The sequence below is a fragment of the Pedococcus sp. 5OH_020 genome, from assembly GCF_027812955.1.
Lineage (GTDB): Bacteria > Actinomycetota > Actinomycetes > Actinomycetales > Dermatophilaceae > Pedococcus.
Genome location: NZ_JAPYZV010000005.1, coordinates 134,329 through 159,777, shown reverse-complemented (window position 1 = coordinate 159,777; position 25,449 = coordinate 134,329). Strand labels below are relative to the sequence as shown.

The window sequence follows — 25,449 nt, the reverse complement described above, 5'->3', positions numbered from 1 at the left end:
AGCTCTACGCGGCGGGCGCCGTCTCGTCGCTGCAGGTGACACGCACTGACGAGCCGCGCTCCGTCTTGGTCACGACCACCTGGTTCGGGATCCGGCTGCGTAGCTCGGCGACGTGGCTCACGACCCCCACGGCGCGACCGCCCTCGCGGAGCTCGTCGAGGACGTTCATGACGTGCTCGAGGCTGTCGTCGTCCAACGTGCCGAACCCCTCGTCCACGAAGAGCGTCTGCAGGTCGAAGCCACCGGCCTCCTCTCGCACTGCGTCCGCGAGGCCGAGCGCGAGGGCCAGCGAGGCCATGAAGGACTCCCCGCCGGACAGCGAGCTGGTGTCGCGGGGTTGGCCGGTCCAGAGGTCGAGGACCTCGAGGCCCAGGCCGCTGCGCGCGCCGCGGGCGGCGAGGCCGTCGGTGTGTCTGAGCTGGTAGCGCCCCTCTCCCAGGGTCCGGAGCCGTTCGTTGGCGAGGGCTGCCACCTTCTCCAGGCGAGCCGCCAGCACGAAGGCCGACAGCCGCATGCGGAGAGCGTTGTCCGGGCTGGTGCCGGCCAACGTGTCCGCCACCCTACGTAGGGCGTCATGCTCCGCGTAGGCCGTGGCCAGTCTCGAGCTTCGCTCCGTGATGCTCTGGCCGACCCGCTCCATCGCTGTCAGCGCCTCACGCAGGAGCGTGTCGCTCGAGACTGCCGCAGTGTAGGAGGTGCGCGCCGTCTCCCGCAGGCGCGACAGCTCGTCCACATCTGGGACCGGCTGGGCCAGCGCGAACTCCACCTCCGGATCGCCGAGAGTCGTTTGGGCCACCATCACGGCTCGCTCATAGGCGGTGGCCTTGGCGCGCAGGTCTGCCACGGTCCCCACCGGCAGAGTCGCCTGCCGTGCCTCGGCGACACTGGTGAAACCTGCCTCCGAAAGGGAATGGGTGGTGCCATCCTCGACCGACGCCTGCTCCGCGACCGCACGCTGGTGCCCGACAAGCGCCTCGGCGTACGACGCCAGCACCCCTGCCACGCGCGCGTGGCGCCTGGTGGTGTCCGCGAGGACGCCCTCGGCCGCGAGGCCGGAGCGCACCTCTCCCGGGCCCCCTGGGTCGGCCCCCTCAGGGTCCGCCGCCGGCTCCGTATGGGTATCTGCGCCGGCTCCAGCACAGGGGCATTGCTCTGCGTGCCTGTCCAGGAGCTCACGCAGCCCTTCGCCGTCAACCGAAAGTTCCTGCAGGATGGCCGCCGACGTCGACATGAGGGTGGTGAGCTTGTCCCGGAGGGCGCGCTGCTCCTCCTCGACGGAGCTGACTGACGCCCGAGCCGCGGTGACGGCAGCGTCGGCCTGCGGGAGAAGCCGCGCCGCCTTCGTCAATGCGGCGACTCTCTGCCGACTTCGGTCGAGCAACCGCTCCAGCGTCGCATGGTCCCGCTCCTCGGAGCCCAGCTCGTCGAGCCTCTCGGCCTGCGTCGCCTGCAGAGCCACGGCTTCTCGCTCCGTCCGGTGCAACGCCGTGACGGCCTGCTGCCAGTGCTGCTCCGCTGTCTCCACGTCGGCGGCGGTGAGCGCCCTCGCCGCCTGCGCGGGTGCCGGATGCTCGTACGACCCGCAGACCGGGCACGGTCCGCCATCACGCAGGGCGGTGGCCAGCTCGGCTGCCATGCCGTCGAGCCTGGCCTGCCGAAGATCCTGGTAGACCTGTCGCAGCCCCTGGGCAGCCTCACGTCGGGTCAGGCGAGCTTCCCTGAGGACCTCCGCCCGGGCGATATCCCGTTCGTACGCCGCCCGGACCGTCACCAGGCGCTCCAGGAGCGTGACCTCGGCGGTACCCTGCTCCAGCTGTGCCGCTGACGCGGATATCTCCTCGAGCCGCTGTCGGGCTTGCTCCAGTGCGCTCTTGGCGCCGTCGAGCTTGGCGGCGACCAGCGAGCTGCCATCACTGGCAGCCTCGGTGTCAAGCAGAAGCGCGGCCTGCTGAGCCTGGCGGCGACTCATCGCGTTCGCCACGTGCTTCGCCTCGGTGAGCGCCACGGTGCCTTCGTCGAGTCTTCGCTGAAGAGCACTGACCTCGAGCACCGAGCCCGCTGGGACGGTGAGGCCACCGTGCTCCAGCTCGGCGCCGAGCGAGCGGAGCCTCGAGGCGGCGGCGTCCACCGCTGCGTGAGCCCTCTGAAGAGCTTTCAGGTCACCCTGCACCGAGGCCGCGCGGTCGGCCGCCGCCACCAGCGCCAGGGTCGCGGTGTGAGCGTCCTGCCGACCCTCCAAAAGCGCCAGAGATCGCAACGCCTCCTCGCCACGATGACGACGGTTCAGCTGGTCCAGCGCTGCCAGGTGAGCGGCGGTGGCATGCCCGTCTGCGAGCCGGGCCACGTCCAGCTCTGCCATCGACGCCGTCACGGCGGCGGAGAGCCGGTCCTGGAGCCGCGACACCGTGGCCCCGAGGTGGTCAGGACTCAGAGCCGCGAAGTCCGGGGCCTCGCACGAGGCGGTAGGTATGGAGGATGAGTCGACGACGCCTGCGGGCACGTGCGCGAGCACCTCGGTGAGGATGCCGAGGTCGCCCCGCAGGGCCGTGCGATGGCTCTCGACCAGGTCGGCGGACTCCTTGCGCCGGACCGCGAACCACTCCTCCACGCCGGCGAAAGCGGTGACGTCGAACAGTCTCTCCAGCAGACCGCGGCGTTCCTCGGGAGTCGCACGCAGGAACGCGGCGAAGTCGCCCTGGGGCAGCAGCACCACCTTGCTGAACTGCTCCAGCCCAAGGCCCACCACGTCCCTGACGACCTCGCCGATCTCATCGTGGCGGGTGCTGAGCGGCTGCCACGCGCCATCGCGATGCTCGAACAGGACAGCCTTCGCCGGCACCTTCGTGAGCCCCGACCCACGCGACTTGGGACGGGAGAACTCCGGGGAACGCTCGATCCTCAAGCGACGGCCGCCCGCCGTGAACTCCAGCATCACGCCAGGGACGGTGCCGCGGTCGGCATGGTCGCTGTGCAGACCCTTCTTCGAGCGCGCCCCGGGAACGTCTGCGTACAGCGCGAAGGCCACCGCGTCGAGAAGGCTTGTCTTCCCTGCGCCTGTCGCACCACGGACCAGGAACAGCCCGCTGCTCGACAGCGTGTCGAAGTCGACGGTGACAGTGCCCGCGAAAGGCCCGAAGGCGGTGACGCTCAGGGAATGGAGCCTCATGCGGCACCCGCGGTGGCGCGGTTGTGGCCGAGCTGCCCCTCGTCGTCGTGGCGCGCCGCGCCCACGCGGACGGACTCCACAGCCCGGGCGAGCAGGGCGCGCTCCTGCGCCGAGGCACGTGCTCCACCTCGGACGTGCTCCAGGAACTGGCAGCACACGTCGACGTCGTCGTGAGCCTCTACCCGCTCCGCGTACCGCCGCACCGGAACGGCCATCCCCTGCGGGTCGAAGCGCAGCTCCAACGTGTGCGGGAACCGCCTTCGCACCCGCTCCATCGCCCCCAGCGGACGGGCGGGATCCGTCAGGGTCACCTGGCACCAGGCCCGCTCAGCATGCGTGAGAGCGGGATCCGCGAGGATGGAGTCAAGGTCTCCACGGATCGTGGCAAGGGGTCTGGCCACCGGTGAGTCCACGGCCTGGACGTGAACGCCGTCATCGTCGAGATCGACCAGCCAGGAGCCCTTGGTCTGGCCGGCCTCGCTGAACGAGAGCGCGAGCGGCGAGCCGCTGTAGCGGAGGTGCTCGCCGACCCGCTGCCGCCCGTGCAGGTGACCCAGTGCCACATAGTCGTGGCCCGCGAAGACGCGAGGGTGGACGGCGGAGACGCCTCCGACGGAGATGTCCCGCTCCGAGTCGGTGGTGGCCCCACCGGTGACGAACGCATGCGCCATCACCACCGAGCGAGCGCGGCGCTGACGGTCGACGCGGACGCGCGCGAGCGCGGCGCCGAGCACCCCTGCATGGGTCCGGTCGGCCGAGGCGAGCGGCGCGCAGGCGACGGACGGTTCGAGGTAGGGCAACGGGTAGACCGCGACGTCCTTCACCATGACCGGCGTCCCGATCGACGCCACGGAGGAGCGGATGTGGAGCCCGGCGCGCGCGAGCAGCTCATGGGCGAACCCGAGGCGGATGGCGGAGTCGTGGTTCCCGCTGGAGAGCAGCACCGTCGCACCGGCGTCGATGAGCCGCGTCACAGACTCCGAGAGCAGCTGAACCGTCTCGGGAGCCGGCATGGCGCGGTCGTAGATGTCGCCCGCGACCAGGACGGCGTCCACCTGCTCCGAGCGGACCGTCGACACCAGGTGGTCGACGAGCTGCGCCTGCGCGTCGAGCAGCCCCACCTGGTGGAAGGACCGTCCCAGGTGCCAGTCGGAGGTGTGGAGGAACCGCACACCCGCAGGTTAGGAGAGCGCACCGACAGGCGTTGGCAGGCGCGCCCTGCATGTGGTTGGGTCAGTACAGCGTTGGGTTGTTCCACGAGGCGACACGCGGGCATACCGGCAGGCACTGCAAGGGAGGGTTCCCGTGGGTGAAGAGGTGGGCGCGCAGAGCTACACCCGAGAACAGCGTCAGCGCTATCGGGAGAAGGTGCGCCAGAACCTCGACGTCTTCGAGCGGATGCTGGCCCAGAGCGTGTTCGAGTTCGAGCGCCCCATGACCGGGATGGAGATCGAGCTCAACCTCGTGGACGACCGGTACCAGCCGAAGTTCGCCAACGCCGAGGTGCTCGAGGCCATCGCGGATCCGGGCTACCAGACCGAGCTCGCGCGGTACAACATCGAGCTCAACGTCCCGCCGCGCCCGCTGCCCGGTGACGCGGCGATCGAGCTCGAGGACGAGATGCGTGCCTCACTGAACGCCGCCAGCGCCGCGGCTGAGAAACGCGGAGCGCACATCGTCGCGGTGGGGATCCTGCCGACGATCATGCCGGAGCACTTCGAGGGGGAGTGGATCAGCGCGAACAACCGCTACACCGCCCTGAACGACTCGATCTTCTACGCGCGCGGTGAGGACATCTACCTCGACATCGAGGGCCCGACGGGGGAGCGGGTCGCCACGTACTGCGACTCGATCGCTCCGGAGTCGGCGTGCACCAGCGTGCAGCTTCACCTCCAGGTCGCACCAGCTGACTTCGCCGCCCACTGGAACGCCGCACAGGCCCTCGTCGCCCCGCAGATCGCCTTGGCTGCCAACTCGCCGTTCTTCTTCGGCAAGCGGTTGCACGCCGAGACCCGGATCGAGCTGTTCAGCCAGGCGACGGACACCCGGAGCATCGAGCTGAAGAACCAGGGCGTCCGGCCCAGGGTGTTCTTCGGGGAGCGGTGGATCACCTCGATCTTCGACCTCTTCGAGGAGAACGTCCGCTACTTCCCGGCCCTGCTCGCAGAGGTGAGCGACGAGGACCCGATCACCTTCCTCGAGTCAGGTCAGGCGCCCTCGCTTCCTGAGCTCCGTCTGCACAACGGCACGATCTACCGCTGGAACCGGCCGATCTACGACATCGTCGGCGGCACTCCACACCTGCGGGTGGAGAACCGCGTGCTCCCGGCGGGCCCCACCCTCGTGGACGTGATGGCGAACGCGGCGTTCTACTACGGCGTGATCCGCAAGCTCGCCTCGGACGACCGGCCGATCTGGAGCAAGATGAGCTTCGCGGCCGCGGAGCAGAACTTCCACAACGCTGCCCGTGACGGCATCGAGTCGCGGCTCTACTGGCCGGGCTTCGGCGAGGTGCGAGCTGAGGAGCTCGTCCTTCGCCATCTGCTGCCCATGGCCCACCAGGGCCTCGCGGAGTGGGGGGTCTCGGCCGCCGTTCGTGAGCGGTACCTCTCGGTGATCGAGGGCCGCTGCAAGACCAGCAGAAACGGTGCCACGTGGCAGTCCGAGACGGTCGCGAGCCTGGAGAAGGCGGGGATGGACAGGCAGAGCGCCCTCGGGGAGATGCTGCGGCTGTACGCCAAGAACATGCACAGCAACGAGCCCGTGCATACCTGGGCGATCCCCTAGCCGGCCGGCGTTCCGGGAGCGGGGTCAGTGGCGCCGGTTACGCTGTAGGACATACCTTGACGCCCTTGACGCTGAGTGGAGACCTGCCATGTCGCTACCGACCCGTTTGACCACGGATCTCGAGGCGCTGACCGCGGCGCTTCACCGGCGCATCCGCCTGCGGGCCGAATCCCTTCGCGCCCAGGGGCGCGTCCTCGAGCTCGGCGACGTGGAGCAGCTCGCGGACCGCATGGTTGCGGCCCTGCCGACGGTGCATCCGCTGGACGAGCCGCTCGGGCCGTTCTATGACACCCCTGGGCTCGTGGCGTGGCTCGGCATCTCCCGACAGGCCCTGTTCGACCGGGTGCGGCGCGGGACCGTGCTGGCATGCCGCACCTCCGACGGTCATCTCGTCTACCCCTCGCTGCAGTTCGGGCGCAACGGAACAGTGCGTGCGGGCGTCCAGGAGGCGGTCGGAGCGTTCACCCGCAAGGGGGTCGACGGCTGGTCCATCGGCGCCTGGCTGACCACCCCGACGCCGGTCTTCGACGGCCACAGTGCGGTCGACTACCTCGTGGTGCATCGGTCCTCGGCCGCGGCGGTCGGCCGGGTCGCGGACGCGGCGGCGTCGGACGCAGCCGCCTGGGCGGCATGACGGCCCGCGAGCGGCCGGCCCAGGGGCCACCGCCCGCTACGCTGCAGGGCTTCCCCGCATACGAGCTGCTGGCCTCCACGGACCTGTACCGGGCGCACCAGGTCGACCTCGGTCCATGGTGGTTCGGCAGCGACCGCGCTGGTCGCTTCGACCTCGGTCCGCCCGACGGGACCTGCTATACGGCCCTGGATGCCCTGAGCGCGCTGCGTGAGCGCGTCGGTCCGGTGCTCGGGGGTGCAAACGCCGTCCCGGAGTCGCTGCTGTCCGAGGTGGTGGTCTCGCGTCTCAGGCTTCCGGAGCCTCGGTCGGTGGCGAACTGCCAGGACCGGGCCGCTGGCGACTTCGGCGTCACTCGCGAGCTCGAGACGATGGTGCCGTATGCCGTGCCTCAGCAGTGGGCGCAGGCGTTCCGGTCCGCGGGGCTGGCCGGGGTTCGATACGGCCCGCGGTTCACCCCGGGGGAGTGCAGCGCCGTGGCGCTGTTCGACGAGCAGGGGTCGCGCCCGTGGCCGGCCGACCCCGATCCGGTACCCGCGCGGGCAGTGCCCGGGGCGCCCGCCCTCGTGCCGACGCCTCGCCGGGCCGACCTCACCGTCGTGCGACCGCCCAGGACCCGGGTCACGAAGGCCTAGCAGACACCGCAGGACCGTGGTTCCACACGCGGATGGCCGGCTCCTCCCGCTCGAACTGCAGCACGCTGACCGAGCCGGCGTCGAACAGCAGCTGGGCTCCCATCCGCGGCTCCTGCCGCAGGAAGACCGTGGCCAGGACGCGCAGGCAGTGCCCGTGACCGACCAGGGCGACGTCGCCGTCGGACATGGCCGCCACCGCGCGCCGCACGACTCGGGAGGCCCGCGCGGCCACCTCCTCCACGGTCTCGCCCGGGGTGTCGCCCGCCGGCACGCCGTGCTCGAAGACGGTCCAGTCGTAGCCCAGCTCGGACCGGATGTCGGCCGTGGTCCGGCCTTCGTAGCCGCCGTAGTCCCACTCCAGCAGGTCCGCGTCGGGCTGCGTGGCCAGCCCCGCGAGCTCAGCCGTCCGCTTCGCGCGCTGAAGCGGAGACGCGAGCGCGAGGGAGAAGTGGTAGCCGGTGAGGAGCCGGCCCGCCGCCGTGGCCAGCTCCTCACCGTGCGAGGTGAGCGGGATGTCGGTACGTCCGGTGTGCTGGCCCGAGAGCGACCACTCGGTCTCCCCGTGGCGCAGCAGGACCAGGCGTCCTTCGGGTGGCACGGTCGACGACGTCACCCAGCCAGCATGACAGAGTGGCCCCATGCCCCTGCCGTACCGGCTGCTCAACGTCTTCGCCGAGCCGGGAAACCCGTTCTCCGGCAACCCTCTGTGCGTCTTCGAGGACGGTTCGCCTCTCTCGGAGGGCCAGCTGCAGGGCTTGGCACGGCAGTTCAACCTGTCCGAGACCACGTTCGTGTTGGGGCCGACGACGGGCGGCCACGCAGCGGTGCGCATCTTCACGACCGCCTCGGAGATGCCGTTCGCGGGCCACCCGACGCTCGGGACGGCGCATGTCGTACGAGACCTATGGGGCCTGGGCGACGACCTTGCCCTGTCCATGCCGGCCGGCATCGTCCCGGTACGCGCGACGGGGGACGAATGGACGCTCACCGCTCTGACGGGCACGGTGGAGCGCGACCTCGACAGCGCGGAGCTGGCCCGGGCGTTGGGGCTGCAGCCGTCCGACCTGCTTCCGCCGGCCCAGCAGGTGAGCGTCGGCACCTCCCAGGTGATGGCCCGGGCCTCCTCGGTGGAGGCGGTGCGCCGCGCACGTCCCGATGCTGCCGCGATGGCGCGCTACGGCTCCATGGGGGTACGGGGCGGTGAGACCCTGGTGTACCTCTGGGCCGAGACCGGTGACGGCGAGCTGGAAGCCCGCGCACTGATCAGCGACGGGGTGAGCATCTCCGAGGACGCCGCCACGGGTTCGGCATGCTCGAACCTGGGCGCCTGGTTCGCTGCGCGCTCAGAGATGGGGGAGTGGACCGTCAGGCAGGGTCGCCAGCTGGGGAGGCCTTCCACCCTCAGGCTCAGCGTGGGCTCGTGCGGCACGGTACGCGTTGGCGGTCTGGTGCGCGAGGTGGGGCGCGGCGTCGTCGACCTGGACAGGGCAGGTGCCTAGCGGTGTCCCGGTTCGTGGTGCTCCTGCGTGCAGTCAACGTCGGTGGGCGGAAGCTTCGCATGGACGAGGCGCGAGAAGTCTTGCAGGAGAACGGCTTCTCGGCGGTCGAGTCGCACATCCAGACTGGGAACTTCCTGGTGGCCACGCCGCTGCGCAGCGCAGAGAAGGTGGAGCAGACTGTGGGGCGGGTCCTCGGTGCGCACGCCGGGTACGACATCGTGGCCATCGCCCGCACGCCTGCCCAGCTCACTGGCCTGGTGGCCGCGGTGGACGCCATACCGCCGTCGGCTGCGGTGGGAGGCAGCCGGTATGTGAGCTTCTGCGTGAGGGCTCCGACGGGTGACTACGCCTCGGCGCTGGAGGACTGGGCGGCCGGTGGGGAACATGCCACGGTCATCGGCAAGGATGTCCTTCTGGAGTATGCGGTGCCCTTCAACGAGGCGAAGCTCACCGGAGCCCGCCTGGAGAAGGTCCTCGGGGTGCCCGGCACCGCGAGGAACCTGACCGTCGTCCGCGCACTGGCGCAGAAGTGGGGAGAACCATGACCGAAGAGACCGGCGGTACGGGACTGGGACACCGGTCGATCAGCATGGAGCGCGTCTCCAAGGGCGTCTTCGACGTGACCAACGCTCGGGGTGGCACCATGAGGATCGGCGGCGACGGCCCGGCCTTCACGCCGGTCGAGCTGCTGCTTGCCGCCATTGCGGGCTGTAGCGCCATCGACGTGGACTTCATCACCGTGAAGCGGGCCGAGCCCGAGACGTTCACCGTCGAGGCCTCCGGGGACAAGGTGCGCGACGACGACGGCAACCACATGCGTGACCTACAGGTGCGGTTCTCGGTGAGCTTCCCGGAGGGGGAGGCCGGGGACCGGGCGCGCGAGATGCTGCCGAGGGCGATCGCGATGTCCCATGACCGACTGTGCACCGTGAGCAGGACCGTAGAGCTCGGCACGCCGATCGACACCGCCGGCTCGGAAGGCTAGGCGGCCGAGGACCGCACGGCGTAGCGCAGCATCGCCACGCCGCCGACCGTGCGCTGCTCCAGCAGGTGAAGTTCCAGCGGGACGTCCGCCGGTAGCGCCGCGGTGCCACCACCTACGTTCACCGGCGTCAGGTACAGCGTGAGCTCGTCGACGAGTCCGGCCCGGAACGCCTCTGCCGCCAGGGTGGGTCCTCCCACACTGAGGTCGGCCTGGCTCTCCTCCTTGAGCCTGCGGACCTCCTCGGCATCGAACCGAGGCACGAGCCGCGTCCGACGGGTGCTGACCTCGGTCAGCGTGGCGGAGTACACCACCTTGTCGGCGGACTGCCAGATGCGTCGGTACTCCGCACTGGTGGAGGACCTGTCGGCGGACTCGTCGGCCGCGTCCCAGTAGCGCATCACTTCGAACATCCGACGGCCGTACAGGTACGTTCCGACCTCCCTCTCGCTGTCATTCACGAGGCGGTGGAGCTCTTCGGTCGGCCTGGCCCAGTCGAACCGCCCCGTCGAGTCCGCGACATACCCGTCCAGGGAGGTGATGGCCGAGTAGCGCAGCCGTTGCAGCGACATGCGTCAGCCCACCGCGTCGCGTGCGCTGACGAAGGCGGTGACGCACGCTCTGACGTCGTCCTCGGTGTGGGCGGCCGAGAGCTGGACGCGGATGCGCGCCTTGCCTTGGGGGACGACGGGGTAGGAGAAGGCGATGACGTAGACGCCCTCCTCGAGCATCGCGTCGGCGATCTGCGCGGCGCGGCGGGCGCCGTCCGGTCCCGGGAACATCACCGGGGTGATGGGGTGTTCGCCGGGCAGGAGGTCGAAGCCGGCGTCGGTCATGAGCGTGCGGAACAGGGTGGTGTTGGAGCGCAGACGTTGTCGGGCGTCGTGGGAGGTCGCGGCGATCTGCAGGGCGGCCAGGGAGCCGGCGGCGACACTGGGGGCGACGGCGTTGGAGAACAGGTAAGGCCGGGAGCGCTGGCGAAGCAGGTCGACGATCTCCTGGTGTGCCGCGACGTACCCGCCGGAGGCACCGCCGAGGGCCTTGCCCAGGGTGCCGGTCAGGATGTCGACCCTGTCCATCACGCCGAAGCGTTCGGGGGTGCCGCGGCCACCATCGCCGACGAACCCGACAGCGTGGCTGTCGTCGACCAGGACCATTGCGCCGAACTCCTCGGCCAGGTCGCAGATCTGGTCCAGCGGGGCCAGGTAGCCGTCCATCGAGAAGACCCCGTCGGTGACCACGACGGTACGCCGCGCTCCACCGTCACGAGCCGCCTGGAGCTGGGTGCGCAGGTCGGCCAGGTCGGCGTTCCTGTACCGGAACCGCTGGGCCTTGGACAGCCTGATCCCGTCGATGATCGAGGCGTGGTTGAGCTCGTCGGACACGATGGCGTCCTCGGCCCCGAACAGCACCTCGAAGACCCCGCCGTTGGCGTCGAAGCAGGAGGAGTACAGGATCGTGTCCTCGGTCCCCAGGAAACCGGAGATGGCTGCCTCGAGGCTCTTGTGCAGCTCCTGGGTGCCGCAGATGAAGCGCACGCTGGCCATGCCGAAGCCCCACTCCTGCAACGCCTTCGCCGCCGCGGCCTCCACGTCGGGGTGGTCGGCCAGGCCCAGGTAGTTGTTGGCGCAGAAGTTCAGCGCTTCGGTCCGCGACGTACGGATGTGCGCCGACTGCGGTGAGGTGAGCTCCCGCTCACGCTTGTACAGGCCGGCCTCCTCGATCTCGGCAAGGGTGGCCGCAAGCTCGTCCTTGACACTGCCGTACACGATGTCTCAGCTCCAATCCATGACGACCTTGCCGCACTGACCCGACCGGGCCGCGGCGAACGCCTCCTGCCACCGGTCGGCGGGGAAGCGGTGGGTGATGACCGAGGCGATCCGCTCGCGCAGCAGCGCGGAGCTGCCCAGCATCGAGCTCATCGCGTACCAGGTGTCGTACATCTCGCGGCCGTAGATGCCCTTGATCGTGATCATGTGCGTGATCACCCGACCCCAGTCGACCGAGAAGCGGTCCTTCGGCAGACCCAGCATGGCGACCCGGCCGCCGTGGTTCATGTTGGTCAGCATGTCCTCGACGGCACTGGGAACCCCGGACATCTCCAGCCCCACGTCGAAGCCCTCCTTCATGCCCAGCGACCGCATCGCCTCGGCCAGCGTACTGGCGGACGCGTCGACGACCAGGTCGGCGCCCGCGTTCTTCGCCAGCTCCAGCCGGTAGCCGCTGACGTCGGTCACCACGACGTGCCGCGCTCCGACATGGCGGGCCAGGGCGGTCGCCATCACACCGATCGGACCGGCCCCGGTGATGACGACGTCCTCGCCGGCCATGGGGAAGGACAGTGCCGTGTGGGTGGCGTTCCCCAGCGGGTCGAACACTGCGGCCAGGTCCGGGTCGAGCTCGGGTGGCTGGACCCACACGTTGGAGGCCGGGATGACGACGAAGTCGGCGAACGCCCCGTCGCGGTTCACCCCGATCCCCCTGGTGTGGATGCACAGATGCCGTCGACCCGCGCGGCAGTTGCGGCACGTCCCGCAGACGATGTGTCCCTCACCGGAGGCGCGCTGGCCGACCAGCACCCCACTGACGTCGGCGCCGACCTCGACCACCTCCCCGTAGAACTCGTGGCCGATCGTCATCGGCGGCGCAACGGTCGAGGCCGCCCAGTCGTCCCACTGCTCCAGATGCAGGTCCGTGCCGCACAACCCGGCCCGCAGCACCCGGATCTTCACATCAGCCGGACCGGGCTGCGGCTCGGGGACGTCTCTGAGCTCGAGTCCTGGGCCGGCCTGGGTCTTGACGAGGGCGCGCACGAGGTCAACCTATCGGCAGCCGGAGGCGCCCCCCGAAGGCCCACGCGCGAGTCGCGGCATACAGTCTGGACATGGCGAGGTACCTGGACGTTCACCCGGTCGACCCCCAGCCTCGCGCCATCACGCAAGCCGTGCAGCTGGTGCGGGACGGGGGACTGCTCGCCTACCCGACCGACTCCGGCTATGCCCTCGGCTGCGCTCTGGGGAACCAGGACGGCAAGGAGCGGATCATGAGGATCCGCCAGCTGAGTGACGGGCACCACTTCACCCTGATGTGCAGGGACTTCGCCCAGCTGGGGCAGCTCGTCCACATCGACAACACGGTGTTCCGCGCCATCAAGGCGGCCACACCAGGGAGCTACACCTTCATCCTCCCCGCGACCAAGGAGGTGCCACGCAGGCTGCTGCACCCGAAGAAGAAGACGGTCGGGGTGCGCATCCCGCAGGACCGGGTCGTCCAGGCCCTGCTGGCAGAGCTGGCCGAACCGTTGCTCTCGAGCACCCTGATCCTGCCTGGCGAGGACGGCCCGATGACGGAGGGCTGGGTCGTCAAGGACGAGCTGGACAACCAGGTCGACGCGGTCGTCGACTCGGGGGAGTGCGGCACGGAGCCCACGACGGTCATCGACTTCTCCGGGGGCTCGCCGGAGGTGGTCAGGGTCGGCGCCGGCGACCCTGCGCCCTTCAGCTAGCGGTCTCCGCCAAGGGTCCTTCGGGCAAGGCGTCTTCGGTCAAGGGCCCTTAAGGCAAGGGTCCTTCGGGCAACGGTCACGGCGGACCGTCGCCGTCGCAGAGCAGTCGCTGCAACGCGACGGCGTCATGCGGAGCCCTGCCGTCCGCGTCGTTGTCGAAGTAGACGTACGTGTCGTGCCCCTCGGCGTGCCAACCCCTGGCCAGCTCGGCCCAGCGCCGTAGGGACGCCTCGCCGTAGCCGCCGTGGTACAGCCGCTGCTCACCGTGGAGGCGGACGTAGTGGAAGTCAGCGGTGGTGTCGCCCATGCGCGGCCACCTGCCGGCGGTGTCGGCCACGACCATGGCGACGCCGTGCTCGCGCAGCACCTCGCGCGCGGCCTCGGTGTCGAACGAGGTATGGCGCGGCTCGAGGGCGTGCCGGATCGGGCGGCTGCTCTCGACCCGGGTCAGGACGCGGTCCTCGGCGAGCTTGTCGTCGTGCCGGGCGGCCAGTGCCGCTGCGGCGTCCGTCGTGTCCGGCAGGAGCGTGAGGAAGTCGTCGAGGACCTGGGTGTCGAGCTCGACGCGCTCAGGAAGCTGCCATAGGAACGGTCCAAGCATCGGGCCGAGGGCCAGCGGGCCGGAGGCGAAGAAGTTTGCCAGCGCCGTCTCCACCCCTCGGAGCCGCTTCAGGTGCGTGATGAACCGTCCGCCCTTGACCGCGAACACGAAGTCCTCGGGCACCGCCTGCCGCCACGCGGCATACGAGCTCGGGCGCTGGAGGGAGTAGAACGAGCCGTTGATCTCGACCGAGCTCATCCGCTCCGCAGCGTACGCGAGCTCGTCACGCTGACGAAGGCCTACGGGGTAGAAGTCGCCGCGCCAGCGCGGATAGCGCCAGCCGGACACGCCGATCCGGTACTCGGGCATGGAGACCTACATCTCCTCGTGCGTGTCCGGGTCACCACCGAACAGGCGGCCGTCCGGCCTGCCCAGAGCGGTGACGGCCGCCATCTCGTCCTCGGAGAGCTCGAAGCCGAAGAGGTCGAGGTTGGTCTGCTGGCGTTGCGGCGTGGCGGACTTCGGCAGTGGCATGGAGCCCAGCTGGAGGTGCCAGCGGAGGATGACCTGACCGGGGGAGACGTGATGTGCGGCCGCAGCCCGCGCCACCGGCGGCTCGTCGAACGGTGCCTGCCGCTTGCCGAGCGGACTCCACGCCTGGGTGCGGATGCCCAGCTCGTCATGGACGGCGCGCATCTTCTCCTGCGGGAAGTAGGGATGGAGCTCGATCTGGTTGAGCGCAGGGGTTACTCCGGTGGCCTCGATGACCTGGCGCAGGTGGTCCTCGGTGAAGTTGCTGACGCCCACGGTCGTGACGAGCCCTTCCCGTTGTGCCTCGACGAGGGCCTCCCAGGCCTCGGTGAAGAGGCCCTGGCTGGGGTTCGGCCAGTGGATGAGGGCTACGTCGAGGCGGTCGAGGCGCAGACGCTCCACCGAGTCCCGAAGAGACTGCAGGGCAAGCGGTTTGGCGTGGAAGCGGCCCGGGATCTTCGTCGCGATGCGCACGTCGTCGCGGGGGAGTCCCGACCGCCTGACGGCCTCACCGACCTCGACCTCGTTCTCGTAGTTCACCGCGGTGTCGAGATACCGGTAACCGTTGTCCAGCGCTGCCACCATGGCGATGACCCCGTCGTCGCCACGAAGGGGGTACGTCCCGAAGCCGATGGCAGGCACCACGGTGCCGTCGTTGAGGGTGTAGGCGGTGGTGTCGTTGGCCATGAGGCCACCGTAGGTCAGAACGTATGCGGTCGCCCGTGGGTGGACTGCGAGCTCAGGGCCCGTCGCAGGGCCAGTCGGGCCCGCCGCGCCAGCTGTCGCGCGGCCGGGACGGTCACCCCCAGGTGAGAAGCGACGTCCTCGTACGGGCGCCCGTCGAAGTACACCAGGAGCAGAACGTGTTGCCAGTGCTCGGGCAGGGCGCTCATCGCGGATCTCAGACGGTCCTGCACCAGCTCGTCAAGCACCAGGTCCTCAGGGCTGCCTTGGGCCACGCGGGCCGCGTAGCAGGGGTGCGAGAGGGCGGCGTCCTGGACGTCTGCCACCCAGAGGTGGATCCGGTCACGGCGGAGCCTGGTGAGGTGCAGGTTGCGCACCACGGCGCGCAGGTAGGCAGCCACTTCGGTGTGCGGCCCACGACCAGCCCGTAGCTGCTCCCACGTCCTGGTGAACGCGTCCGCGACGAGGTCCTCCGCGGTGTGGAACTGCGCCAGTCGCCGGGCATACCCGCGCACGGCCGGGGCGTGCTGCTCGTACAGCGCGGCGAACGCGGCCTGGTCACCGGCCCGCGCCGCCTCCAGCAGGCGAGCGGAGTCCGGGCGCCGGTCGACCGGGTCGCCACGGTCGCCATCGCCGTCGCCATCGTCCCCGCTGGGCAGCATGCATTTCCCCTGTTCCCCCCGATGTGGTGCTCTCACGGCGGCTCAGGCCGCCCTGCACATGGCTCCAATGGTGGCGGAGCGGGACGTACGCCAAACTCGGCGAGGCGCCAAATGCGTCTCCCATGCGAGACGGCAACCTGGCGTCAGCAGGCCTGACGGTACCGAGCGGGGACGCTGCCCGTGTTCAGAGTGACATAATGTTGATTATCGGCGTTATTCCAAGAGCGATGACGCTCAGCAGCGACCGGGAAGGAACGCTAGGGTCGGGCCTCGTGACCAGGCAACTATGAGCGCGCGACGTCGGCGCCTGGACCGTCGATGACGTCGGCCCGGATGATCACGAGGCCTGGGCTGTCCTGCACCGCGGCTATCTCGACTTCTACGAGTGCACGCGGCCGGACGAGGTCACGGCTGTCGTGTGGCGGTGGCTCCTCGACCCCGACCACGAGCTCGAGTGCCTCGTCGTGAGCCCGTCGCCCGGTGCGCCGCCGGTCGGGCTGGCCCACCACCGCCCGTTCGTCCGCCCCCTCCATGGGTCCCTGGCGTGCTTCCTCGACGACCTGTACGTGGCGGAGTCCGCACGCGGCACCGGTGCCGTGGACGCGCTGCTCGCGGGTCTGCAGGCCCGTTGCCGCGAGCGCGGGTGGGCGCCCGTGCGCTGGGTCACGAGCGCATCGAACGCGAGGGCCCGAGCCGTGTACGACCGGCTCGCCACGCAGACCGAACTTGTCACCTACGACCTCGTCGTCGACGGCGAAGCACCGGGCTGACTCCCGGCGTTCATGCTCCGACGTACGCCGCCAGGTGCTCCCCGGTGAGCGTCTGGCGACCGGCTACGAGATCGGCGGGCGTGCCTTCGAAGACGATGCGGCCACCGTCATGGCCGGCTCCCGGGCCGAGGTCGATGATCCAGTCCGCATGCGCCATGACGGCCTGGTGATGCTCGATGACGATGACGGACCTGCCCGAGTCGACCAGCCGGTCCAGCAGGCGCAGGAGCTGTTCCACGTCTGCAAGATGCAGCCCACTGGTGGGCTCGTCCAGGACGTAGACGCTGCCCTTCTCGGCCAGATGCGCGGCCAGCTTCAGCCTCTGCCGCTCCCCACCGGACAGCGTGGTCAGCGGTTGTCCCAAGCTGACATAACCAAGTCCCACGTCGGACAGGCGCGTGAGGATGGTGTGCGCCGCAGGCGTGCTCGCCGCGGCGCCCTGGGCGAAGAACGCCTCCGCCTCGGTGACCGAGAGGTCGAGGACTTCGGCGATAGAGCGACCACCGAAGGTGTACTCGAGTACGGAGGCCTGGAACCGCCTGCCCTCACACTCCTCACAGACGGACTCGACGGTGGCCATGACGCCTAGCTCGGTGAAGATGACGCCGGCGCCGTTGCACGCGGGACACGCCCCCTCCGAGTTCGAGCTGAAGAGCGCCGGCTTCACGCCGTTGGCCTTCGCAAAGGCCTTGCGAATGGGGTCGAGCAGTCCGGTATACGTTGCCGGGTTGCTCCGCCGCGACCCGCGGATCGCCCCCTGGTCGATCGTGACGACGCCCTCGCGGCCGGCCACCGAGCCCTGGATCAACGAGCTCTTGCCGGATCCGGCCACGCCCGTCAGGACACAGAGCACCCCGAGCGGGAGGTCGACGTCCACCTTCTGGAGGTTGTGCGTCGAGGCACCACGGACCTCCAAAGCGTCGGAGGCCCGCCGGACGGAGTCCTTGAGGGACGCGCGGTCGTCGAGGTGTCGTCCCGTGACGGTGTCGCTTCGACGGAGCTCCTCGACGGTGCCCTCGAAACACACGGTGCCGCCCGCTGCACCGGCGCCCGGCCCGAGGTCGACGACATGGTCGGCGATCGCTATCGCCTCGGGCTTGTGCTCCACGACCAGCACGGTGTTGCCCTTGTCCCGAAGCTGGAGGAGCAGGACGTTCATCCGGGCGATGTCGTGCGGGTGCAGGCCTACCGTGGGCTCGTCGAAGACGTACGTCACGTCGGTCAGCGACGATCCCAGGTGGCGGATCATCTTGGTGCGCTGCGCCTCTCCCCCGGACAGCGTGCCGGACGGCCGGTCCAGCGAGAGGTAGCCAAGGCCGATCTGCGCGAAGGAGTCCATGAGGTGCTGCAGCCCGGCGAGCAGCGGCGCGACCGACGGCGCATCGAGATCGCGGATCCACTGCGCCAGATCGCTGATCTGCATCGAGCAGACCTCGGCGATGTTCAGTCCCTTGATCCTGGACGACCGGGCCTCTTTGCTCAGCCGTGTCCCGTCACAGTCGGGACAGGTGTCGAAGGTGATCGCGCGCTCGACGAAGGCCCGGATGTGCGGCTGCATCGCGTCGATGTCCTTGGCAAGCATGGACTTCTGGATCTTCGGGATGAGCCCCTCGTAGGTGAGGTTGATGCCTTCGACCTTGACCTTCGTGGGCTCCTTGTAGAGCAGGTCGTGCAGCTCCTTCTTGGTGTACCTGGCGATGGGCTTGTCCGGGTCGAAGAACCCGCAGCCGCGGAAGATCCGGCCGTACCAGCCATCCATGCTGTACCCCGGAATGGTGAGTGCTCCCTGGTTGAGCGACAGGCTCGCGTCGTACAGCGCAGTGAGGTCGAAGTCGCTGACCGAGCCCATGCCCTCGCACCGGGCGCACATGCCGCCCTGGTAGACGGCCTTGCGTACGACCGTCTTCTCGCCGCGCCCCTTGTCGGTACTCATCACGCCGCTGGCCGTCCGCGTCGGGACGTTGAACGCGAAGGCAGTCGGTGGGCCGATGTAGGGCCGTCCCAAGCGGCTGAACAGGATCCGGAGCATCGCGTTGGCGTCCGTCGCCGTGCCCACCGTCGACCGGGGGTTGGAGCCCATCCGCTCCTGGTCGACAAGGATCGCCGTGGTGAGGCCTTCCAGGACGTCGACGTCGGGCCGCGCGAGGGCAGGCATGAAGCCCTGCAGGAAGGCGCTGTACGTCTCGTTGATCAGCCGCTGCGACTCCGCAGCGATGGTGTCGAAGACCAGGGAGCTCTTGCCCGACCCCGAGACGCCGGTGAACACCGTCAGCCGGCGCTTCGGGATGTCGAGGCTCACGTCCTTGAGGTTGTTCTCACGCGCTCCGTGCACGCGGATGACACTGTGGCTGTCGGCCGGACTCGTCCCAGCCGGGGCGCCAGAGCCCGCCGCCGTGCTGCCTGCGCTGGTCACCATGCTCAGGGCAGCTCCTGGATCCGGAGCAGGTTCCCGGCAGGGTCGCGGACGGCGCAGTCACGGACCCCGTACGGCTGGTGCGTCGGCTCCTGGACGATCTCGGCGTCGCGTGACTGCAGCCGCTCGAAGGTACCGTCGAGGTCCTTGGTGGCCATGAGGATCGTGGCGTAGCTGCCCTTGGCCATCATCTTGGTGATGGTGCGGCGCTCCTCGTCGGTGATGCCGGGGTCGACACCGGGGGGATGCAGGACGATGGATGTTCCGGGCTGGTCGGCGGGGCCGACGGTGAGCCAGCGCATCCCGTCGTAGCCCACGTCGTTGCGCACCTCGAAGCCCAGGGTGTCGCGGTAGAAGGCCAGCGCCGCCTCCGGGTCGTCCTGTGGGAGGAAGCTGGCGTGAATGCTGATGTCCATGCGGTCAGGCTAGTTGCGGCTCGTCGGCGCGCGCTTCTCTATTCCTGACCGGCCTGGCCACCTGTTTCACGACGCACGACGGGAGCTCCGCCGCGTGCGCTGCGGCCTGACGCTGGTACACGCTGGGCGGCATACCGACGAGCTGGGTGAAGCGGCTGCTGAACGTGCCCAGCGACGCGCAGCCGACGGCGAAGCACACCTCGGTCACGCTGAGGTCGCCGCGGCGCAGCAGCGCCATGGCTCGTTCGATGCGTCGGGTCATGAGGTAGCCGTACGGCGACTCGCCGTAGGCCTCCTTGAACCGGCGGCTGAGATGCCCAGCCGACATGTGTACGCCACGAGCGAGCGCCTCGACGTCCAGCGGCTGTGCGTACTCCCGGTCCATCCGGTCGCGTACGCGGCGCAGCCGCGCAAGCTCCTGCAAGCGCTGTGGCGGGCTCCCATTGGTGGTCACGTTCGCGATGGTGCCACGTACCACCGACGTTGCCTAGCGGCTCAGCCCCACCAGAACGACGTGGCGATCACGGCATACACCGCGATGAGGGCCGCCCCCTCGATCCACGTGGACTCGCCGTCGAACGTGATGAACGCGGTGATGACCACCGCGATCACGACGGCCACCACGAGCAGCGGTGGGAAGACCAGGGTCAGCGCGGTGAACCCGAGGAGCGAGGACAGGATGACGAGCAGCGGCGCCAGGACCAGCGCGATCTGCAGGGGGCTGTTGATGACGACAGAGAAGGCGTACTCCGAACGCCCCTGCGCCGCCAGCTGGACACCCACGACGTTCTCGACGGCGTTCCCGGCGATCGCCACGATCACCAGGCCCGCGAAGGCCTGGGAGATGTTCAGCGCCTGCATGGCCGGCTGGAGGGCTGCGACGAACCAGTCCGACACGAAGGCCGCCAGCACCGCGGCAAGCACCAGGAGCGCCACGGCGAGCCAGAGCGGCCACCGCGGCTGCTCCTGCTCCATCCCTGCTCCGGTACTCCGGGAGCGGCCGGTCGCCCGCTCGTCTCCGGCGGTCTCCCTCCCCCCTGCCCCGGCCCGCTGCGGCTCCCGGCGCAGGGATGCGGGCAGCGTCAGGGCGAAGAGCAGCAGCAGCACCGCCGACACGATGAGGGACAGGGTCTTCTCGTGGGCCGCTGCGGGGGTGTGCACGTAGTGCGCCAGCGACGGCACCACCATGGCCGCGACGGAGAGCACCATCAGCACGATGGTCTGGCGGGCGCGCTCGGAGTCGAGCTGCTGCGTGCCGTGCCTGAGGCCACCGACGACGAAGGCCATACCGAGGACCAGGAGCAGGTTCGCCAGGATGGAGCCGATCAGGGCTGCCTGCACCACCGCGACGAGGCCCGCCTTGAGGGCGAACAGGGCGATGAACAGCTCGGGAAGGTTGCCGAGGGCCGACTGCAGGACCCCTGTGGCGCCCGGCCCGAAGCGGTCCCCCAGCTGCTCCACGGACCTGCCCACCAGGGACGCGAGCAGCGTGACCGCCACCGCGGAGCAGGCGAAGGGCAGGACCGCTCCGGCACCGCCGTAGTGCGTCACCGCCGCGGCGACCACCGCCGCGGCACCGCCGACAACGATGAGGTAGTCCGAGCGGAGGAAGGTGTCGCGGGCGGGGGCCGTGGGCATGCTGCGCATCCTCGCACTGCCCTGTGCCTCAGGCACCCGTTCGGGCGGCAGGTTCAGCCCACTCGAACGGCCACGAGCTGACCGGACGGTCCCTGCTGGCCGATGCTGTCGGGACCTCCCCAGCGGTTCGTCGCGACATAGAGAACGCCGTCCGCGTAGGCGCAAGAGAACGCGCCCCGGTCGAGCGGCACCCGCTGGAGCACGGCGCCACCCTCCGCAACGAGGGCGCACTCCTGGTGCGGGACGTCGGCATACCAGATGGCTCCCTCCTCCCCGAGGCAGAGACCGTCGGGGGCTCCCCCGTCCAGCTCCGCCCAGACTCGCCGGCCGGTCAGGCTGCCGTCCGCCTCGATCGTGAACGCGGTGAGCCGCGAGCCGTATGACTCGGCCACCACGAGGGTCCGTTCGCCCAGCACCACCATCCCGTTGGGGAAGAGCATGTCCCCGGCCACCACCCTGGCCCCGCCTTCCGGTGGAACGACAGCGATCAGCCCGGGGCGCGGCTCACCCCCGGGAAAGTCGAACCCCACGTTGTTGACGTAGACCGTGCCGCCACGGTCGGTGGTCAGGTCGTTGAAGCTGCGGGCCGAGATGCTGCCCAGGTCGGCGTACACCGACAGCCGGTCTCCGTCCTGGACGCGCAGCAGCGTGCCGTCCATGACGAGGAGCCGGCCGTCGGGAAGGAAGTCGATGCACATCGGGAACGCCGAGCCGCTCGCCACCACGCTCCGGTGGCCCTCCGGGTCCACCGCGTCCACCGCGACCACCTCGTGCCGCCCCCAGTCGGAGACGTAGACCCGGCCATCACGACAGCGGGGCGACTCGGGGAACACCAGACCGTCCAGCAGCACCGTCGTCTCATGCATGCCAGGTAGACCGGCGAAGGCGGCCGAAGTCATCGCCGTCGCGCCGTGACGTCCCACCTCGGCCGCCATGACACACTTCCTCCCATGCGCTCGCGCGTGCTCCGTCCCATGGTGGACGCAGACCTGGACACCGTGCTGGCCATGAACGCCGCGCACGTCGAGCTCCTGTCCCCGTTGGACCCTGGACGGCTGGCGGACCTGCGCCGGTGGGCCGACCGAGCCGACGTCATCGTCGACGAGGGACAGACCGCAGGCTTCGTACTCGTCTTCGGGCCCGGCACTGGTTACGACTCCGTCAACTACCGCTGGTTCAGCCAGAGGTACGGGGACGGGTTCGACTATCTGGACAGGATCGTCATCGACGACCGCTTTCGCCGGCGCGGGTTGGCTTCGGCGGTGTATGACGAGATCGAGGCCGCCGCGGTCCGGCGAGGCAGGCTCGTCCTGGAGGTGAACCTGGAACCGGCGAACGAGCCGTCCCTGGCATTCCACCGGGGCCGGGGCTTCGCCGAGGTCGGGACGCTTGGTCCGGAGGGACACCGGGTCAGCCTGATGGCCAAAGCACTCTCAGCCGAAAGTGCGGGGTCGGCCGAAAGAGGGAACGCGGGCGTGACGTCAGGCCGTTAGGGTGCGTTGAGAAGGCAGCACTGCCCGTGGGGGGCGGTTGGTCGACGTGAGGAAGCACTGTGGTTTGGCTTGGGGTGAAGGCTGGGCTGACCAGCGCCGTGGTTGCGGTCGCGGTCCTGGCTGGCACCTCCCCGGCTCACGCGTCGAGCGCGGTCCCATCAGCCTCTTCGACCACTCCAGTCACGAGAGCAACCACGGTCGACAAAAGGACAGCGGCCACGGTCAGCACGGGGTCCACGAGCTTCACCGGCTCGTCGGTCGTCGGCACCGGACCTTCCGGCCAGTCCCCCACGCCGGCGACCGCGACCCCGGGGGCGGCCGGCGAGCAGACGCTGAGCCCTGAGGAGCTGGCAGCGCAGATCGCCACGGCGCAGCAGCTCACCGACGACCTGACGAGGTCGGATGCCGGCATCGCGGCGGCAGCCGCGAAGCTCGACCGGCTCGCGGCCCAGGCCAACACGCTCCTCCAGGCTTACGCGAAGGCGCGCGATGACGAGCGCGTGGCCCGCGATACCGCCAACCGTGACGTCGCCCTCTTCCAGCAGCTGAGCACGCGCCTCGGCCAGGACCGGCGCGCCCTCGGTCAGTGGGCCTACCAGGCGTATGCCGGTGGCGGCGGCTCGCTCGGTGACATGGGCGCCATGTTGGACGTTCTGACCAAGTCCGCCAACGAAGCCAGTGACACAGCCGCCCAGCTGTCGTACCTCAGCGACCAGCGCACCTCGGCCTTCAAGCGGGTGGAGAACCAGACGCAGCTGCAGCGGGACGTTGCGGCGCAGGCTGTGGAGGCGAGCACGAAGGCGAGCGAGGCCGCCGCCAAGGCCGCGGAAGCCAAGAAGCAGCTGGATGTCGTCGTCAAGGAGCAGCAGGCCCAGCTCGACGCCACCCGCAAGCTGCACACGGAGCAGGTCGCGAAGGCCGGCCCCGTGGCCGGCTTGCTGCTCGGCAGCGGTGACCCCAAGGCGATGGACGTGTCCGAGCGCCTGCTCACAGCGGCGAAGATCCCCGGCATCCACCAGGACGGGTCGGTCAAGGCCTGCAGCACCGACGAGGGCGAGTACCCGAACGGCCAGATTCCGGTGTCCGCTCTGTGCCCGCTGTACGGCGCTCCGGGAGCCAGTCTTCGACCCGCCCCCTCGGCGGCCTTCAACGCCATGAGCCTGGCGTACGAGAAGGACACCGGACAGCCTCTGTGCGTCACGGACTCCTACCGCTCCCTCGCCGAGCAGGTGGCCGTCAAGGCGACCCGCGGCAAGTGGGCCGCCACGCCGGGCACCAGCGAGCACGGTCTGGGGCGCGCGGTGGACCTGTGCGGCGGGGTCGAGAGCTTCGGCAGTGCGGCGCATCTGTGGATGAAGCAGAACGCCCCGCTCTACGGCTGGTTCCACCCGGACTGGGCAGAGCCGACGGGAGCCCTCCCGGAGCCGTGGCACTGGGAGTTCGCGGGCTAGGTACGGCCGTGCCGCCTCCCGGCACCTGAGTACGACACCCGGTCTACGCTCGTCGGGACTGTGACACCCTTCACGCATGACGACTGAGGCGGTGCCCTCGCATCGGCGCTGGGGCACGCCGGAAGAGCGCAGGGCGTGGTACTGGTACGACTGGGCCAACTCCGCGTTCGTGACCACGGTGGGCACGGTTCTCTTCGCTCCCTACCTGACCACGGTGGCCAAGGCGGCCGCGTGCCCGGGACAGGACAGCGGGGAGGCGTGCCGGACGGACCTGTACGTCGTGCCAGCTGCCGCGTCCCTTCCTCCTGCGCTCTGGCAGGCGGCCCTGGCAGTCACACTGGTCGGCTTGGCCGTGCTGGTCGGCAGTGTCGTCCAGCTCGTCAGGACCTCCCGCCTCCCGATCCGTCCCGCAGTGCCCCTGGCGGCCGCGGCGGTCGGCGGGCTGGTTCTGGTGCTCACCGCGCCGCTGGACCCGGGGTCCGTGGCGTCCTACACCATCACGCTGTCGACCGTCATCTCTGCCGTGGCCCTCGTCTTCCTCGGGGCGATCGCCGACCGTACCCCGCGTCCGGCTCGCCTCCTGGGACTCCTGGCGTGGGCTGGTGCGGTGGCCGCGTGCTCGCTGTTCTTCCTGCACGGGACCCTGTGGCGGTTCGGCGCGCTGATGATGGTCCTGGCGACCATCGCCCTCGGTGCCTCCCTGGTGGTGTACGACGCCATCCTGTGCCGCATCGCGCACCCTGACGACCGCGACGAGGTGTCGTCCCGCGGGTGGGCGCTCGGCTACCTCGGCGGCGGGCTGCTCCTCGCGGCGAACCTGGCGATCGTCGACAAGCCCCACCTCGTCGGTGTCGACAAGACCATGGCGGTGCGCATCAGCCTGCTCTCGGCCGGCTTGTGGTGGGCTCTCTTCACCGTCATCCCGGTGCGGGGGCTCTGGCGCCTGCGAAGCCCTGCAGCCGCGCCAGCGGACCGCCCCGGCGCCGGAGTGGTGCGCGGCAGCCTCGCGCAGCTGGGCCATACGTTCCGCGACCTGCGGGGCTATCCGCAGACGCTCATGTTCCTGCTGGCGTACCTGTTCTTCAACGACGGAATCCAGACGGTGATCGCGTCCAGCAGCCTCTACGGCGCCGAGCAGCTCGGTTTCGCTGCCGAGCAGCTCATCTCCCTGGTGCTCCTCGTCCAGTTCGTCGCGTTCGGGGGCGCCCTGCTCTTCGGCCGGCTGGCCCGACGGTTCGGAGCATGGCGCACGATCCTCGCCTCCCTGGTGGGTTGGTCGCTGATCGTGGTGGCCGCCTACTTCGTGCCTGCGGGGGCCTTCGTGCCGTTCGCCGTCCTCGGCGCTCTCATCGGGATCGTGCTCGGCGGGAGCCAGGCGCTCAGCCGGTCGCTGTTCAGCCAGCTCGTACCGCGCAGCAGGGAGGCTGAGTTCTTCGCCTTCTACCAGGCCATGGAGCGCGGGACGTCCTGGTTCGGCACGCTGCTCTTCGGTCTGGTGCACCAGCTCACCCACTCGTACCGGCCGGCCATCGTGGCGCTCATGGCCTTCTTCCTCCTGGGTTACCTGCTGCTGCGTCGGGTCGACGTCCGTCAGGGCGTGATCGACGCCGGCAACGAGGTGCCGGCGGTGGTGTGAGCCACCGCC

At 69.8% G+C, this 25,449-nt stretch carries 25 protein-coding genes; 11 read left to right on the top strand and 14 right to left on the bottom strand.

What is annotated here, in order from left to right:
* Nucleotides 1–4 precede the first annotated feature (4 nt).
* Both PHA84_RS10595 and PHA84_RS10590 read right to left on the bottom strand, forming a co-directional pair.
* Nucleotides 5–3,166 carry an AAA family ATPase gene (locus PHA84_RS10595; RefSeq protein ID WP_270888070.1) on the bottom strand — a complete coding sequence of 1,054 codons (3,162 nt, stop codon included), beginning with the start codon at nucleotides 3,164–3,166 and terminating at the stop codon, nucleotides 5–7.
* Nucleotides 3,163–4,338 carry an exonuclease SbcCD subunit D gene (locus tag PHA84_RS10590; RefSeq protein WP_270888069.1) on the bottom strand — a complete coding sequence of 392 codons (1,176 nt, stop codon included), beginning with the start codon at nucleotides 4,336–4,338 and terminating at the stop codon, nucleotides 3,163–3,165. Before PHA84_RS10590 ends, PHA84_RS10595 begins: the two co-directional genes overlap by 4 nt.
* A 133-nt stretch (nucleotides 4,339–4,471) precedes the next feature.
* Here PHA84_RS10590 and PHA84_RS10585 point away from each other — a divergent pair, with 133 nt between their 5' ends.
* The 3 genes from PHA84_RS10585 (at nucleotide 4,472) to PHA84_RS10575 (ending at nucleotide 7,219) form a co-directional block, all read left to right on the top strand.
* Complete coding sequence (locus PHA84_RS10585; protein ID WP_270888068.1) at nucleotides 4,472–5,953, top strand: glutamate-cysteine ligase family protein; 1,482 nt, start codon at nucleotides 4,472–4,474, stop codon at nucleotides 5,951–5,953.
* Between the two features lie 88 nt (nucleotides 5,954–6,041).
* Nucleotides 6,042–6,587, top strand: coding sequence for a hypothetical protein (locus PHA84_RS10580; protein ID WP_270888067.1), 546 nt, complete (start codon nucleotides 6,042–6,044; stop codon nucleotides 6,585–6,587).
* Nucleotides 6,584–7,219: an RES family NAD+ phosphorylase gene (locus PHA84_RS10575; RefSeq protein WP_270888066.1), complete on the top strand. Its 636-nt coding sequence runs from the start codon at nucleotides 6,584–6,586 to the stop codon at nucleotides 7,217–7,219. The genes PHA84_RS10580 and PHA84_RS10575 overlap by 4 nt, the downstream gene beginning before the upstream one ends.
* Here the strand turns inward: PHA84_RS10575 and PHA84_RS10570 are convergent.
* Nucleotides 7,206–7,832, bottom strand: coding sequence for a histidine phosphatase family protein (locus tag PHA84_RS10570; protein WP_270888065.1), 627 nt, complete (start codon nucleotides 7,830–7,832; stop codon nucleotides 7,206–7,208). The genes PHA84_RS10575 and PHA84_RS10570 overlap by 14 nt on opposite strands.
* Before the next feature lie 25 nt (nucleotides 7,833–7,857).
* On the opposite strand from PHA84_RS10570, the gene PHA84_RS10565 reads away from it, so the two are divergent.
* Genes PHA84_RS10565 through PHA84_RS10555 form a run of 3 tightly spaced genes read left to right on the top strand, consistent with a single transcriptional unit; the run spans nucleotide 7,858 to nucleotide 9,703 of the window.
* The gene (locus PHA84_RS10565; RefSeq protein WP_270888064.1) at nucleotides 7,858–8,718 is read left to right on the top strand and encodes a PhzF family phenazine biosynthesis protein; all 861 of its coding nucleotides are present in this window, start codon (nucleotides 7,858–7,860) and stop codon (nucleotides 8,716–8,718) included.
* Between the two features lie 2 nt (nucleotides 8,719–8,720).
* Nucleotides 8,721–9,263 carry a DUF1697 domain-containing protein gene (locus tag PHA84_RS10560; RefSeq protein WP_270888063.1) on the top strand — a complete coding sequence of 181 codons (543 nt, stop codon included), beginning with the start codon at nucleotides 8,721–8,723 and terminating at the stop codon, nucleotides 9,261–9,263.
* On the top strand, nucleotides 9,260–9,703 hold the full coding sequence (locus tag PHA84_RS10555) for an OsmC family protein (RefSeq protein WP_270888062.1): 444 nt from the start codon (nucleotides 9,260–9,262) through the stop codon (nucleotides 9,701–9,703). Before PHA84_RS10560 ends, PHA84_RS10555 begins: the two co-directional genes overlap by 4 nt.
* On the opposite strand, the gene PHA84_RS10550 is transcribed toward PHA84_RS10555, so the two are convergent.
* From PHA84_RS10550 to tdh, 3 genes are read right to left on the bottom strand one after another with little or no spacing between them, the layout of a single operon-like run.
* Nucleotides 9,700–10,272, bottom strand: a complete 573-nt coding sequence (locus tag PHA84_RS10550; RefSeq protein ID WP_333742281.1) for a dihydrofolate reductase family protein — start codon at nucleotides 10,270–10,272, stop codon at nucleotides 9,700–9,702. The two genes, PHA84_RS10555 and PHA84_RS10550, sit on opposite strands and share 4 nt — an antisense overlap.
* A 3-nt stretch (nucleotides 10,273–10,275) precedes the next feature.
* Nucleotides 10,276–11,469, bottom strand: coding sequence for a glycine C-acetyltransferase (locus PHA84_RS10545; RefSeq protein ID WP_270888061.1), 1,194 nt, complete (start codon nucleotides 11,467–11,469; stop codon nucleotides 10,276–10,278).
* Between the two features lie 6 nt (nucleotides 11,470–11,475).
* Nucleotides 11,476–12,513 carry an L-threonine 3-dehydrogenase gene (gene tdh, locus PHA84_RS10540; protein ID WP_270888060.1) on the bottom strand — a complete coding sequence of 346 codons (1,038 nt, stop codon included), beginning with the start codon at nucleotides 12,511–12,513 and terminating at the stop codon, nucleotides 11,476–11,478.
* 71 nt (nucleotides 12,514–12,584) lie between these two features.
* Here tdh and PHA84_RS10535 point away from each other — a divergent pair, with 71 nt between their 5' ends.
* Complete coding sequence (locus PHA84_RS10535) at nucleotides 12,585–13,205, top strand: L-threonylcarbamoyladenylate synthase (protein ID WP_270888059.1); 621 nt, start codon at nucleotides 12,585–12,587, stop codon at nucleotides 13,203–13,205.
* A 76-nt stretch (nucleotides 13,206–13,281) separates the two neighbouring features.
* Here PHA84_RS10535 and PHA84_RS10530 read toward each other — a convergent pair whose 3' ends face one another.
* Genes PHA84_RS10530 through PHA84_RS10520 form a run of 3 tightly spaced genes read right to left on the bottom strand, consistent with a single transcriptional unit; the run spans nucleotide 13,282 to nucleotide 15,623 of the window.
* Nucleotides 13,282–14,115, bottom strand: coding sequence for a DUF72 domain-containing protein (locus PHA84_RS10530; RefSeq protein ID WP_270888058.1), 834 nt, complete (start codon nucleotides 14,113–14,115; stop codon nucleotides 13,282–13,284).
* 6 nt (nucleotides 14,116–14,121) lie between these two features.
* Nucleotides 14,122–14,964 (bottom strand): aldo/keto reductase, encoded by an 843-nt coding sequence (locus tag PHA84_RS10525; RefSeq protein WP_270888057.1) that lies wholly within the window; start codon nucleotides 14,962–14,964, stop codon nucleotides 14,122–14,124.
* Nucleotides 14,965–14,978: 14 nt separating this feature from the next.
* Nucleotides 14,979–15,623, bottom strand: a complete 645-nt coding sequence (locus tag PHA84_RS10520; RefSeq protein WP_270888056.1) for an RNA polymerase sigma factor — start codon at nucleotides 15,621–15,623, stop codon at nucleotides 14,979–14,981.
* Between the two features lie 356 nt (nucleotides 15,624–15,979).
* Here PHA84_RS10520 and PHA84_RS10515 point away from each other — a divergent pair, with 356 nt between their 5' ends.
* Nucleotides 15,980–16,393: a GNAT family N-acetyltransferase gene (locus tag PHA84_RS10515; protein ID WP_333742301.1), complete on the top strand. Its 414-nt coding sequence runs from the start codon at nucleotides 15,980–15,982 to the stop codon at nucleotides 16,391–16,393.
* Nucleotides 16,394–16,403: 10 nt separating this feature from the next.
* Here the strand turns inward: PHA84_RS10515 and PHA84_RS10510 are convergent, their stop codons facing one another.
* Genes PHA84_RS10510 through PHA84_RS10490 form a run of 5 tightly spaced genes read right to left on the bottom strand, consistent with a single transcriptional unit; the run spans nucleotide 16,404 to nucleotide 21,795 of the window.
* The gene (locus PHA84_RS10510) at nucleotides 16,404–18,809 is read right to left on the bottom strand and encodes an excinuclease ABC subunit UvrA (RefSeq protein ID WP_270888054.1); all 2,406 of its coding nucleotides are present in this window, start codon (nucleotides 18,807–18,809) and stop codon (nucleotides 16,404–16,406) included.
* A gap of 2 nt (nucleotides 18,810–18,811) precedes the next feature.
* Complete coding sequence (locus PHA84_RS10505; RefSeq protein ID WP_270888053.1) at nucleotides 18,812–19,222, bottom strand: VOC family protein; 411 nt, start codon at nucleotides 19,220–19,222, stop codon at nucleotides 18,812–18,814.
* 4 nt (nucleotides 19,223–19,226) lie between these two features.
* On the bottom strand, nucleotides 19,227–19,676 hold the full coding sequence (locus PHA84_RS10500) for a helix-turn-helix transcriptional regulator (protein WP_270888052.1): 450 nt from the start codon (nucleotides 19,674–19,676) through the stop codon (nucleotides 19,227–19,229).
* Nucleotides 19,677–19,717: 41 nt separating this feature from the next.
* Entirely contained in the window at nucleotides 19,718–20,860 is a 1,143-nt protein-coding gene (gene cax, locus PHA84_RS10495) for a calcium/proton exchanger (protein WP_270888051.1), read from the bottom strand.
* 53 nt (nucleotides 20,861–20,913) lie between these two features.
* Nucleotides 20,914–21,795: an SMP-30/gluconolactonase/LRE family protein gene (locus tag PHA84_RS10490; RefSeq protein ID WP_270888050.1), complete on the bottom strand. Its 882-nt coding sequence runs from the start codon at nucleotides 21,793–21,795 to the stop codon at nucleotides 20,914–20,916.
* A gap of 15 nt (nucleotides 21,796–21,810) precedes the next feature.
* Here PHA84_RS10490 and PHA84_RS10485 point away from each other — a divergent pair, with 15 nt between their 5' ends.
* From PHA84_RS10485 to PHA84_RS10475, 3 genes are all read left to right on the top strand, one after another.
* Complete coding sequence (locus tag PHA84_RS10485; protein ID WP_270888049.1) at nucleotides 21,811–22,353, top strand: GNAT family N-acetyltransferase; 543 nt, start codon at nucleotides 21,811–21,813, stop codon at nucleotides 22,351–22,353.
* 59 nt (nucleotides 22,354–22,412) lie between these two features.
* Nucleotides 22,413–23,804, top strand: a complete 1,392-nt coding sequence (locus PHA84_RS10480; RefSeq protein WP_270888048.1) for a D-alanyl-D-alanine carboxypeptidase family protein — start codon at nucleotides 22,413–22,415, stop codon at nucleotides 23,802–23,804.
* Nucleotides 23,805–23,880: 76 nt separating this feature from the next.
* Complete coding sequence (locus PHA84_RS10475) at nucleotides 23,881–25,440, top strand: MFS transporter (protein WP_270888047.1); 1,560 nt, start codon at nucleotides 23,881–23,883, stop codon at nucleotides 25,438–25,440.
* Nucleotides 25,441–25,449 lie beyond the last annotated feature (9 nt).